This is a genomic window from Marinobacter nanhaiticus D15-8W (assembly GCF_036511935.1).
GTDB lineage: Bacteria > Pseudomonadota > Gammaproteobacteria > Pseudomonadales > Oleiphilaceae > Marinobacter_A > Marinobacter_A nanhaiticus.
On record NZ_AP028878.1, the window covers coordinates 744,911 to 757,429 of the forward strand.

The following is a 12,519-nucleotide window of genomic DNA, read 5'->3' on the forward strand; positions in this document are numbered from 1 at the left end:
GACAGGAGGCCAGGAGTCGTAAGAGCATGGGCACCTCCGGTGCCTCAGAAGCTAAAGCATCTGCTACACGCTCGAGTTATCTGGGAAATGTAGCCGACGCTTCAGCTTCGGTGCAGCCCGCCGGGCTGTCCTTTCCCGGAATGGCTTCCCGTTACACGGATTTCCGCTAAAGTGAGGTGAGCCATAAAAAAGCCACGCCAAAAGGCGTGGCTGGACAAGCAAGAAGGCCTTTGCCCCCTGAGGGCGCAAGCCTGACTAGTTCAGAGACACTAATCAACACCACTTATTCTCCAGATTCCCGCGTTGGACAGAAGGTCAAAATCAGACAGATATCGGTCATTTTCGGTCAACGGTCCGCTAACCATCCTTCGCCTCTCTTTTCAGGCGGGAGTCCACCCCGAACCGGCGCGCGTATGCATTGAAACCTGCTATCAACGTCCAAGGGGTAATGCATGCAATAGATGGTTATTGCCGGTGTCAGCGGCGGAATCGGTCGAGCCCTGGCCGAAAATGCGTTGGAGGGTGGTCGTTGGCAAGTGCTGGGTCTGTGCCGGAATCCGGAAAAACAGAGCGGTTGGGCCGAAGCCTGGGGCGACCGCCTCGAACTCCTGCCTTGGGACGCCCTGGAGGATCGTGCCCGCCTCGACCAAACCTTTGCAGGGCAAATACAGGAGGGGTTTTCGGTCGATGGTCTGATCTACGCTGCTGGCGTGCTTCATGGTGAGGGCCTTGCGCCCGAGAAGCGACTGGAAGACCTTGATGGGGCCAGCCTGGCGCGTGCCTTCCAGATCAATGCCTCTGCCTTCCCCTTATTGGTCCGGTCGCTGATGCCCTGGATGCGCCACCGCGACCTGAAACGGATAATGGCGATATCGGCCAAGGTCGGCTCCATCAGCGACAATGGTTTCGGCGGCTGGTATGCCTACCGGGCATCCAAGGCGGCATTGAATATGCTGGTCCGCAACCTTTCGATCGAACTGCCGCGCCGGATCCGGCCGGTCACCTGCGCTGCGGTCCATCCGGGCACGACGCTGACGGCGCTGAGCGAGCCATTCCAGCAATCCCTCGCCCAATTGGAAGTCCATAAGCCCGAAGCCACCGCTGACAACCTCATGCGCATTTTCGAGCAGCTGGATACAGCCGACAACGGCAGCTTCCTGAGTTGGGATGGCTCGACGCTACCCTGGTAAATCACGAGTACGTATATGAAAAAGCCCCGTACCTGGCGGCTACGGGGCTTTTCCGGTTAAGCATCCTGCTCGCGTATTCTTGCCTCTCTCCGGCCTAACGGATGAACGGGTTCAGTAACCGTGTAAACGTACCGGTGAGCTTAACCGGGGCGCTCAGTACCGACAGGGTTATGCAGTCATCGCCTTCCAGCGCGACCGGCTTATGTTCGTCGCTCTGGTCGAGCACTACAAAATCCCACTGTTTGAATACACCCTTGTGATCGGAAAAGGCGCCCTGCAGCACGATTGTGGTTTCACTGCCGCGATGCGTGTGCGCCGGAGCCTTGCCACCAGCGGTCAGTTTCTGGAGGACCACCTGCTCCGGCTGACTCGGGAACAGGTGTGTGATGTCGAGCACACTGACATCGGCCAGTTGCCGCTTCCAGGGCAGGGTATTGATATCCGAGCCCAGCAGGCGTTCGAGCGGATTGCCGACCGGCTTCTTCGGCGTTGGCGCGGCTTCGGGTTGCTGATCGATCGTGTCGAGGATGCGGTCGAACATGCCTTCGGAAACATCCACGCTTGTCTGTTGTTCCATCATCACTGCGCCCAGGCTGTCCAACATGTCCACGCGACTGCGACAGTGGGGGCACTGGTCAAGATGGAGGCGAATGCACAGGGCGTGGGGGTCGCTCAGATTCCCTGCGCTGTACTCCATCAGACTGTGACTGTCAGGGTGGTGCTGGGTCATGCGTTCTGGTCCTGCAGGATTACTTTGAGCTTGTTCAATGCGAGCCGGACACGACTTTTCACCGTGCCCAGCGGAATGTTCAGTTCGTCCGCCACCATTTGGTGGGACTTGTTTTCCATGTAGACCTTGGCGATGACGGTCACCTGCTCTTCGGGCAGGTGCTGCAGGGAGTCACGGATGCGGCGTTCGGATATGAGCCTGTGCAGGGAGGTGACGGGGTCGTCCTCATGCTCGCCTGGAATCTGCCAGAGATCCTCGGTCTCCACCGTCATTTCAGCACTGGCGCGCTGCATCTTGCGCAGCATGTCGATGCGCTGGTTACGGGCGATGGTGAAGATCCAGGTGGAGGCGGCGGCTTTACGCCAGTCATAGAGACAGGAGCGGCGCCAGATGGATACGAACACTTCCTGGACCAGTTCTTCCGCCTGGCCTGCCAAACCATTGGCCATGGCGTAGTACTTGATCTGCGGACCAAAGTGTTCGAACAGCGATTTGTAGGCCTGCCTGTCCTGATTGCGTCCGACTTTCTCGAGCAGCTGGCTCCAGGCGTCCTTTCTTCCTTCCGACCGATTGGTCCTGGGATTCAGTGGGGGCACTTTACGGCTCTCGGTGGTGGCTTCCGGGGCACTTGTTGATGTCATCATTCTATGCGCTCGCCATCGGTTTGTCAGTGAAGATGAATACGGGGTTCCAGATGCGGCGGATCACTGAAGCAAAAAAATTTCGGAGCAGGTATCAGCAAAGCCCAGAAAGGCATGGTGGAGCGGCTGGCGAGAGGTTCGAAGCCCGCCGGATATTCGGCGGGCGTTGCAGGGAGGACGGCGGAAGCTGATCCCGCGCCGCGTCAGTCCTCGAGGTAGGTGTAGCCTTCCAGGCCCTGCTCAAGTTCGGCGATGAGCGCGTTCTGTTCCTCTGCCGGCAATTCGCTGGTCTCGAACTTGGCGCGGTAGATGCGGCGCAGGGCCTCCGGGTCGAAATTCACGTAGCGCAGGATCTTGGCCACCGTGTCGCCTTCCACCAAGTGACGGATCTGATAACTGCCGTCCTGGCGCTGGCTGACATCAACGGAGTTGGTGTCACCGAACAGGTTGTGCATGTCGCCGAGGATTTCCTGGTAGGCACCGGTCATGAAGAAGCCGATCAGCATGGATTCGCCTTCCGGTGTTTCTGGTAGCGGGAGCGTCGTCTCCAGCCCCTGGCCGTCCACATAGCGGTCGATCCGGCCGTCGGAGTCACAGGTAATATCCTGGATGACCGCGCGGCGGCGGATCGGCTGGTTCAGCCCGGAGATTGGCAGTACCGGGAAAATCTGATCGATACCCCACACGTCTGGCAGGGACTGGAACAGCGAAAAGTTGATGAACAGCTTCTCGGCGAGCTTCTCGTTCAACTCGTCGACGATTTCCCGATGCGCACGATTGCTCGGATCCAGCCTGTCGCGCAATGCCCGACAGCAGGCCGTATAGATTTCCTCTGCCTCAGCACGGTGAGCGAGCGTCAGCAGACCGTGCGCGAACAGGGCATGGACGTCGCTGATGGCGTGCATCACATCGTGATAGATCTCCAGCCGCGAACGGCGTTGATCCGGTGAGCGCAGGTCGCTGTAATCCCGCCAGAGGTCATGCAGCGGTGCCGGCGCGTCGGCTCCCGGCTCGCCGGGTGTCGGGTATGGCGGTTCCTCCTGGTCGATCACGTTGGTGATCAGGACCGCGTGGTGGGCGGTCAGGGCGCGGCCGGATTCACTGATCAGGTCGGGATGGGGGATCCCGGCGCGATCGCACTCGGCCTGCAGGGTATGGATGACGTTGTAGGCGTACTCGCCGACGCTGTAGTTAATCGAGCAACTACTGCGTGAACGGGTTCCCTCGTAGTCGACGCCCAGGCCGCCGCCGATGTCCACGGTGTCGATCGGTGCACCCAGGTAATAGAGCTCGCTGTAGAAACGGGCGCATTCCTTCAGGCCGGTCTGGATATCGCGGATGTTGGCGATTTGCGAACCCAAGTGGAAGTGAAGCAGTTGCAGCGAGTCCAGCGCGTCCGCCGCCTTGAGCTTGTTGACGACGTCAAGGACCTGGCTGGCCGAAAGCCCGAACTTGGATTTCTCGCCGCCTGTATTTTGCCAGTTGCCCTTGCCGATAGTGGCCAGGCGAGCGCGCACACCGATCAACGGTTTGACGTTCAGCTTTCGGGCTTCCTCAAGGATTTCCGGCAATTCGGACTGCTTCTCCACGACGATGAAGACTTTGTGTCCGAGCTTCTGGCCGATCAGGGCCAGGCGAATGTATTCGCGATCCTTATAACCATTGCAGACGATGACCGAACCGGGCTTGCGGGATAGCGCCAGCACCACCATGAGTTCCGGTTTACTGCCTGCTTCCAGGCCAATCTGGCCTGCGCTGGCAGCGGGCTCGGCTCGGGTGATCTCTTCCACCACATGCCGCTGCTGGTTGACCTTGATGGGATAGACCGCCGTATAGCGGCCTTGGTAGCCATGGTCCTGCGCGGTTTTGTTGAAGGCGTTACAGAGATTATTGACGCGGTCGTGGAGGATGTCGCTGAACCGCACCAATACCGGCAACTGGACGTTCTGTTCCAGCAGTTCCCGGGTCAGGTCGGGCAGGTTTATCGGGGCGCCGCTATGGCCGCGATCCGGGCGGATCAGCACATCGCCGGCATCGTCGATGTCGATGTAGCCATCGCCCCAATGGGCAATGTTGTAGACCTGGTGAGCTTGTGCGCCGGATGAATCAGTCATAGCGGGTCGGGTACCGGGGTTCCGTGGATTGGCCGCCATTGTAAATAAAGCGGCGGGAGCACTGGAAGCTTTCACTAGCTTACAGGGAAACTAGGGAGCCCCTGAATAACTCCGGATCGCCTCTGCGCGCTCTGAAGGCAGTAGCCACAAGGCGTGGCTCGCCGGGAATGGCCGTAGCCCTAGCCAAGAGCCATAACGCCGCGGATGCTTCCTTCACCGGGCCACCAGAGCGATCTACATGCTGCGTTGCGGTGTTTTTGAAAGGCAACCAGCCTTCCTGCAAACCGCGCCTTACCTATGAACCGCTCTGAAGGCCAGAGATGATCCGGAGTTATTCAGAGGCTCCCTAGGCTTCCGCATGCAACAATGTCACCCTACAATGCCGCCATTAAAGAAGGCCATCTTCGCTGGCCGACCAACGACTTTCCGATAGAAGGGCATGAGGAGCATCGCGATGTCAGCACTCAACGAAGGATGGTTCACGGAAGTTTTCCAGGACCAGGGCACGGCCTTTTCCCTCAAGGTCAAGAAGAAACTGCATGAAGAGCAGACCGAATACCAGAAGCTGGAAATCTATGAAACGGAAACCTTCGGCAACCTGATGGTGCTCGACGGCTGTGTGATGCTCACTGGTCGCGACAATTTCCTCTATCACGAGATGATGACACATCCCGCCCTGTTCACTCACAGATCACCGCGCAAGGTCGTGGTGGTTGGCGGCGGTGACTGCGGCACCCTGCGGGAGGTACTCAAGCACCCCGACATCGAAGAAGCCTGGCAGGTGGAGATCGACGAGCGGGTCACCCGCATGTCCGAGAAATACTTTCCAGAGCTCTGTGAGTCCAACGAGGATCCTCGCGCCAACTTCTTCTTCGGCGACGGCATCCAATGGATCCGCGATGCCGATCCAGACAGTATCGACCTGATCATCATCGACAGCACCGATCCAGTGGGGCCGGCCGAAGGGCTGTTTGCGCTCGATTTCTACCGTGACTGCATGCTGGCCCTTCGCGAGGGCGGCATCATCGTACAGCAGAGCGAGTCACCCCTGCTGCATGCGGAGACCATCATCAAGGACATCCATACCGACATGAAGAAAGCCGGTCTGGACCACGTAGTGACCCTGCCGTTCCCGCAACCGGTCTATCCGACAGGCTGGTGGAGCTGCACCATGGCCAGCAAGGAGAATCCGCTGCACTATTTTCGTGAAGAGGACGCAGCGGAGCGACCGTTTGTTACCCGTTACTACAACGAAGCGATCCATAATGCAGCACTGGCCCAGCCGCAGTTCATGCGTGATATCTTCGAAGACTGAATCAGTTCGCCGATCTTGAACGCCAGGCCATAAAAAAGGCGCTCCGTGGGGCGCCTTTTGTTTTCCGGTGTGAGCCGCTTACTGCTTGCCGCTCACGAACTCCGGATAGGCTTCCATACCGCACTCGGACAGGTCCACGCCCTCGTATTCGTCTTCCTCGGAAACCCGCAGGCCCATGACCGCCTTGAGGATACCCCAGACGATCAGGCTGACCACGAAGACCCAGACGAAGATGGTGATGGCGCCAATGATCTGGCCCGTCAGGCTGACGTCGCCGTTGGTGGCCGGTACCAGCAGCAGGCCCAGCAGACCACAGGTACCGTGGACGGAGATCGCGCCGACCGGATCGTCGATGCGCAGCTTGTCCAGGGTCACGATGCTGAAGACCACCAGGATACCACCCAGGGCACCGAACAGGGTGGCTGTCAGCGCGCTCGGGGTAGACGGCTCGGCGGTGATGACAACCAGGCCGGCCAGTGCGCCGTTCAGCAGCATGGTGAGGTCAGCCTTGCCGAACATCAGGCGAGCGGTGATCAGCGCGGCTACAGCGCCGCCCGCCGCTGCCGTATTGGTGTTCAGGAAGACCATGGCAACAGCGTGAGCGTTGGAGATATCACCCAGCTTCAGTACGGAACCGCCGTTGAAGCCGAACCAGCCCATCCAAAGGATGAAGGTACCTAGTGTCGCCAGCGGCAGATTGGCACCCGGGAACGCGCGGATCTCACCGTTCGCGCCGTATTTGCCTTTACGTGCGCCCAGCAGGAGCACACCCGCCAGGGCCGCGGCAGCGCCCGCCATGTGTACGATGCCGGAACCGGCGAAGTCGCTGAAGCCCAGGTCGCCCAGGGAGTACATGCCCAGTACGGCTGCGCCGCCCCAGGTCCAGGAGCCTTCCATGGGATAGATGAAGCCGGTCATGAAAATGGCAAAAATCAGGAAGGCCCAGAGCTTCATGCGCTCGGCAACCGCACCGGAAACGATGGACATCGCGGTGGCGACGAATACCACCTGGAAGAAAAAGTCTGAAGCGCCGGAGTAGATGGAGCCGCCTTCGAAGCCGTCCTCACGGCCGGCGAAGTCGCCCAGCACGCCAGCCACGTCGATATCGCCCATGCCGGACAGGAAGATATTGCCGCCATACATAATGGCGTAGCCGCATACCATGTACATGATACAGGCTATCGCATACAGGGCGACGTTCTTGGTCAGGATCTCAGTGGTGTTCTTGGCGCGAACCAGACCGGATTCCAGCATGGCAAAGCCTGCTGCCATCCACATGACTAATGCGCCGCATACAAGGAAATAAAAGGTGTCTATAGCGTACTGCAAATGGAAGATGTTGTTTTCCATGTGAAGCCCTCCGCACAAGGCTCTTCAAGGATGAATAGGATTTTTGCGTTGGCGTTTTTTACAGGACCGGGCGGGCCTTAAACGGCTTCTTCCCCAGTCTCACCCGTCCGGATCCGGATGGCCTGCTCCAGCTCGGTCACGAAGATCTTGCCGTCACCGATCTTGCCGGTGTTGGCCGCCTTGGTGATGGACTCGATGACCTGATCCAGCAGGTTGTCGCCAATGGCAACCTCGACCTTGACCTTGGGCAGGAAGTCGACCACGTATTCCGCGCCACGATAAAGCTCGGTGTGCCCCTTTTGCCGTCCGAAGCCCTTGACTTCAGTGACGGTCACGCCTTGAACGCCTATCTCGGATAATGCCTCGCGGACATCGTCCAGCTTGAAAGGCTTGATGATCGCTGTCACAAGTTTCATTGCTGTCTCCTTGGTAATTCCGTCTCAAACTTTTTCGTATGGGTTAGGGTTTGAGCTCGGGATGCTGCTACCTCGCACACAAGTGTGCGGATTGCGTACGAGGCTTAAAGCATCGTGTGTGCCAACGCAAAAATCTACTAACAAAACAAAATCTTATGATTGGGTGGCCCTGCTTTGGGTCACGTGCGCGCATTACTTTGGTGCGTGCTGTTCCGTCGCGAACCGTATTGGTGCGCCATTTCGGTGCGCACCCGGGCCAGCCTTGCATCACACCGATTATGGTACACTTTTCCCCTCATTCCTTGGGACCCGTGGAGAGACAAATTGAAAACACCGCAGGATATCTTCGCTCAGCTGCAAGGACAGTTCGGCCAATTCGTTCCAGACATGGCCCGTGCCGCTCGGGAGGATTTTGAACAGCATGCCCGCGCAACGGTGCTGTCGGTGCTCAATAAATTGGACCTCGTTACACGGGAGGAGTTCGATGCCCAGCAGGCCGTCCTGCTCCGTACCCGAGAAAAAGTCGAAGCGTTGGAGAAGCAGGTGGCCGCGCTCGAAAAGCGTGTCGGCGACCAGAACAGCTGACGCCAGCAAAACCTGAACAACGCGGGGTGGCAGGACGCCATCCCGCTGATCGTCCCTCAATTAACCATGGAAGGTTGTCATGCTCGCCATAGTCCATACGCGCGCCCGTCTGGGCGTCTCTGCGCCACCGGTTACCGTAGAAATTCACCTGTCCAACGGATTGCCTTCCCTCTCGATCGTCGGCTTACCTGAAACGGCAGTCCGCGAGTCGAAGGACCGGGTTCGCAGTGCGCTGATGAACGCCGGTTTCGAATTTCCCACCCGCCGCATAACGATCAACCTTGCGCCTGCAGATCTTCCCAAGGAAGGCGGGCGTTTCGACCTTCCTATTGCCCTCGGCATTCTCGCGGCGTCCGGGCAAATTCCCTCTGAACGCCTCCAGGGCCTGGAATGTATCGGTGAGCTGGCCCTTGATGGTGCATTGCGTCCGGTACGCGGCGTATTGCCGGCGGTCATGGCTGCGCGGGAAGCGGGCAGGCAGCTACTTATTCCGGCGGAGAACGGCGAAGAAGCCGGATTGGCAGCGGCGGATGACGTCTACGCTGCCGATCACCTGCTGAAAGTGGTTGCCCATCTATGCGACGAAGAGCGCTTGTCGCCGCTGGCACGATGCCCTGAGCCACCCATCGACATGGGATGCCCGGACCTGCGGGACGTGCGCGGCCAGCATGTCCCCAAGCGGGCATTGGAGATCGCGGCAGCCGGATCGCACAATCTCTTGCTCTTCGGCCCGCCAGGTACTGGCAAGAGTATGCTGGCCAGCCGCATGCCGGGCATCCTGCCGCCGTTAACCGACGGTGCTGCGCTGGAGGTGGCCAGTGTGCGGTCGGTGGCAGGTGAAACGGTCGACCCTGGTAGTTGGCGGCGTCCACCCTATCGCGCCCCGCACCATACCGCTTCCGCCGTGGCCCTGGTGGGTGGCGGCAGTTCACCGCGGCCGGGCGAGATCTCCCTGGCGCATCGCGGGGTGCTGTTCATGGATGAGCTTCCCGAATTTGACCGCAAGGTGCTGGAAGTTCTGCGTGAACCCATGGAGTCCGGGGAGATCGTGATTTCCCGTGCGGCCCAGCAGGTGACCTATCCGGCGCGATTCCAGGTTGTCGCCGCCATGAACCCTTGTCCGTGTGGGTACCGGGGACACCCGAGTATCGACTGCCAGTGTTCGCCCCAGCAGGTGGCCCGTTACCAATCCCGCCTGTCGGGACCGTTGCTGGACCGGTTCGACCTGCATGTGGAAGTGCCGGTGCAAAGCGGCGAGACATTGCTGCGACAGGACGCCAAGCCGCTGGATAGCCAGACGGTGCGTGAACGGGTATTGCGCGCGCGCGAGGTTCAGGCCGCTCGCGGGGTGCTCAATGCCGACCTCAGCGGCGACGCCCTGGACCATTACTGCCGTCCCGGCGAAGCCGGCGAGCGCATGCTGGCCCAGGCTATGGAGCGTCTCGGGCTATCGGCGCGGGCCTTGCACCGTATCCTGCGGGTGGCGCGGACGCTGGCCGACCTCGCCGGCGACGAGGAGTTGCAGCAGACCCACCTGGTGGAGGCTTTGGGATACCGTAAACTGGATCGACGTCACACGCAGGTGACTGCGCCGACTGGCTAGGGGCCGCTTGGGCTTACTCGTCCTCCGGTGGAATGAAAGCGTCCCGGTGGAACAGGGCGGCGGCTTCCACTTCCTTGAAGCCGCAAATACCGGGTTCGATCGGCTCGGCGCCGGCCAGTACGTTGAGCACCGCGTGAACGCCCCGGGGCAGGGATTCCAGGTTATAACCACCCTCAAGGACGAAGGCCAAGCGGCCTTTACAGTGGCGCTGGGCGACCGCCCGGATAGCGCCGGTCATGGCGCCAAATCCTTCGTAGGAGACGTTCAGTGCCAGATCCATCCAGTGGGCGTCGAATCCTGCGGACACGAGGATCAGGTCTGGCTTGAACCAGTTCGCCGCCGGTTCGAGGATTTCCCGGAAAGCCTTGAGGTAGGCCGCATCGCCTGACCCTGCGGGCACCGGAACATTGACCGTCGTACCTTCTCCGAGACCTGCGCCGATATCCTCCAAAGCCCCGGTGCCGGGGTAGAAGGGCGAAGCCCGGTGGATATCGAAGAACAGCACGTCCGGATCGGCCCAGAAAATATCCTGGGTCCCGTTGCCATGATGGGCGTCCCAGTCGATGATCATTACCCGCTCCAGGCCCAGTTCGGCCTGGGCATGGGCTGCCGCCACAGCAACGTTATTGAAAAGGCAGAAGCCCCGCGCCCGTACCGGTTCTGCATGATGCCCCGGTGGCCGGACCAGCGCGAACGCTGATTCTGATTCGCCGGATGCGACGCTTTCGACGGCGGCGATCGCAGTCCCTGCAGCGACCTCGGCAGAGTCGATGCTTCCGGGCGAGACGGCTGTGGTATCCACGTCCAGCCAGGCATTCTTGCCACGAAGGTCGTAGATATCCTTGAGATAGGCCGAGGTATGGACCCGCCCCAGCTCCTCGGCTGTAGCCGCCCGGCCCGAAGCCAGATGGACACCCTCGATCGGGTTCTGTTCCAGGTACTGCATGATGGCGGTGAGGCGCCCGGGGTGCTCCGGGTATTTCCAGGGTACGTTCAGGGTCGCCAGTATCTGCCGGATGCGCCGATCCAGGCGCGCTGGCAGGAAGGAGGCATCGGTATCCGGAGCGTGGGCGAGGACCCGTTCGTCATAGAACAAGGTAACCTTGCGTTTTGCTGCCATGAGTGGACCTCGTCCCTGATTGCGATCTGCGGACTTTGTGCGAAGCCGGTGATCGTCGTTGACGTCAGTTGCTATCACAGCATAGTCATTTATTGGCGCGTGTTCAGGCATCATCGGCGACAGTACTGTCGAGAAGGGACCTTTAACAGTCCAAATCCCTCAGCTCGCGTAACCTTTGGTACACTCTGAAGCCCCAATACCGGATACGAGAGATGCCCATGACCGACGAGAATGACAAGCGCCATTCTTCCTCAGATGAACCTGTAACTACCCGCCGCGGTATCCGCAGTTTCGTGCTGCGCCAGGGACGCATGACAGAGGGCCAGAAGAAGGCCTACGAACGCAGTTGGTCGCGTTTCGGCCTCACCCGGGAGCAGGGCATGATCGATCCGCGGCAGGTTTTCGGCCGTCAGGCGGTGCTCAACCTGGAGATCGGGTTTGGAATGGGGCAGTCCCTGGCGACCATGGCGGAAGCCGCGCCGGAGCAGGATTTTATCGGTGTCGAAGTGCATACCGCAGGCGTTGGGGCGCTGCTCAAGGAAATTGAGGAGCGTAACCTGGAGAATGTGCGGATCTACAACATTGACGCCAATGATGTGATCGACTTCTGCCTGCCGGATGCGTCTCTTGATCGCGTCATGCTCTTCTTCCCCGACCCCTGGCATAAGAAGCGTCACCACAAGCGCCGCTTGGTGCAGCCTGAATTCGTCCAACGTATCCGCCATAAACTGCGGGTGGGCGGCATCTTCCACTTGGCGACGGATTGGGAAAACTACAGCGAACATATGATGGAAGTAATGAGCGAATCCGAAGGCTTCGCCAACACCATGCCGGAAGCCGGTTTTTCACCCCGGCCCAAGGATCGGCCGCTGACCAAGTTCGAGCAGCGCGGGCTCAAGCGCGGCCACGGTGTCTGGGATCTGCTGTTCCGGCGGACGAACTGATCGAAAGCAGGTTCTCGCGGTGTTTGTGGGCGCCCGTTTCCGATCAAGTGGCATGTGGATAAGGGGCAGTCCTGCGGACTGCTCCGAAGCTGAAGAGGGTGTTGCAAAAGTAGCCGTATTTTAAAAGTACCGGCATAAACTCCCTCTCCCCTCGCGGGAGAGGGCCGGGGAGAGGGGGTAGCTCCGTCAGACGCTCATCGTTGCCAGAGACGATTTCGCGCGAGGCGTTCGCCTCGTCCCCCTCTCTCCAAACCTCCGCTCCGCGCCCCGGCCCCTCGCCAGAGGCTCTGGGCGTTCCGGCGGGCGAAGCGCTGCTTCGCTACTTCCGCCTACACCCCGCCAGGGGAGAGAGGCTTGATACCGCAAGCTTTTGCAACACCCTCTGAAGCGTCGGCTACATTTAACGTCAATCTTGAAAGCATCGACTACATTTGGCGTCAAGCTCGAGCATGTAGCAGGAGCTTCAGCTTCTGAGGCACCGAAGGTGCCTCGTCGCCATCCCCTCTTTTGA

11 protein-coding genes are annotated in these 12,519 nt (G+C 59.9%); 5 read left to right on the forward strand and 6 right to left on the reverse strand.

All coding sequences use genetic code 11. The features are described from left to right. The first annotated feature begins 461 nt into the window (after positions 1-461). Positions 462-1,190 (forward strand): SDR family NAD(P)-dependent oxidoreductase, encoded by a 729-nt coding sequence (locus tag RE428_RS03280; protein ID WP_004578964.1) that lies wholly within the window; start codon positions 462-464, stop codon positions 1,188-1,190. A gap of 94 nt (positions 1,191-1,284) precedes the next feature. Here the strand turns inward: RE428_RS03280 and RE428_RS03285 are convergent, their stop codons facing one another. The 3 genes from RE428_RS03285 to speA form a co-directional block, all read right to left on the reverse strand. Then, positions 1,285-1,920, reverse strand: coding sequence for a ChrR family anti-sigma-E factor (locus tag RE428_RS03285; protein ID WP_004578963.1), 636 nt, complete (start codon positions 1,918-1,920; stop codon positions 1,285-1,287). Beyond that, complete coding sequence (locus RE428_RS03290; RefSeq protein WP_004578962.1) at positions 1,917-2,564, reverse strand: sigma-70 family RNA polymerase sigma factor; 648 nt, start codon at positions 2,562-2,564, stop codon at positions 1,917-1,919. The genes RE428_RS03285 and RE428_RS03290 overlap by 4 nt, the downstream gene beginning before the upstream one ends. Positions 2,565-2,764: 200 nt before the next feature. After that, positions 2,765-4,675, reverse strand: a complete 1,911-nt coding sequence (speA, locus tag RE428_RS03295; RefSeq protein WP_004578961.1) for a biosynthetic arginine decarboxylase — start codon at positions 4,673-4,675, stop codon at positions 2,765-2,767. A 454-nt stretch (positions 4,676-5,129) separates the two neighbouring features. Between speA and speE the strand changes: the two genes are divergently transcribed. After that, the gene (gene speE / locus RE428_RS03300; RefSeq protein ID WP_004578960.1) at positions 5,130-5,990 is read left to right on the forward strand and encodes a polyamine aminopropyltransferase; all 861 of its coding nucleotides are present in this window, start codon (positions 5,130-5,132) and stop codon (positions 5,988-5,990) included. Between the two features lie 78 nt (positions 5,991-6,068). Here speE and RE428_RS03305 read toward each other — a convergent pair whose 3' ends face one another. Further along, positions 6,069-7,340, reverse strand: a complete 1,272-nt coding sequence (locus RE428_RS03305; protein ID WP_004578959.1) for an ammonium transporter — start codon at positions 7,338-7,340, stop codon at positions 6,069-6,071. Positions 7,341-7,417: 77 nt separating this feature from the next. Further along, positions 7,418-7,756 carry a P-II family nitrogen regulator gene (glnK, locus tag RE428_RS03310; protein WP_004578958.1) on the reverse strand — a complete coding sequence of 113 codons (339 nt, stop codon included), beginning with the start codon at positions 7,754-7,756 and terminating at the stop codon, positions 7,418-7,420. A 324-nt stretch (positions 7,757-8,080) separates the two neighbouring features. Between glnK and RE428_RS03315 the strand changes: the two genes are divergently transcribed. Then, positions 8,081-8,341, forward strand: a complete 261-nt coding sequence (locus RE428_RS03315; RefSeq protein ID WP_004578957.1) for an accessory factor UbiK family protein — start codon at positions 8,081-8,083, stop codon at positions 8,339-8,341. Between the two features lie 79 nt (positions 8,342-8,420). Next, the gene (locus tag RE428_RS03320) at positions 8,421-9,944 is read left to right on the forward strand and encodes a YifB family Mg chelatase-like AAA ATPase (RefSeq protein ID WP_004578956.1); all 1,524 of its coding nucleotides are present in this window, start codon (positions 8,421-8,423) and stop codon (positions 9,942-9,944) included. Between the two features lie 13 nt (positions 9,945-9,957). Here RE428_RS03320 and RE428_RS03325 read toward each other — a convergent pair whose 3' ends face one another. Continuing rightward, on the reverse strand, positions 9,958-11,064 hold the full coding sequence (locus RE428_RS03325) for a histone deacetylase family protein (protein WP_004578955.1): 1,107 nt from the start codon (positions 11,062-11,064) through the stop codon (positions 9,958-9,960). A gap of 218 nt (positions 11,065-11,282) precedes the next feature. Here RE428_RS03325 and trmB point away from each other — a divergent pair, with 218 nt between their 5' ends. Continuing rightward, complete coding sequence (gene trmB, locus RE428_RS03330; protein WP_040882772.1) at positions 11,283-12,008, forward strand: tRNA (guanosine(46)-N7)-methyltransferase TrmB; 726 nt, start codon at positions 11,283-11,285, stop codon at positions 12,006-12,008. The last annotated feature ends 511 nt before the right edge of the window (positions 12,009-12,519 follow it).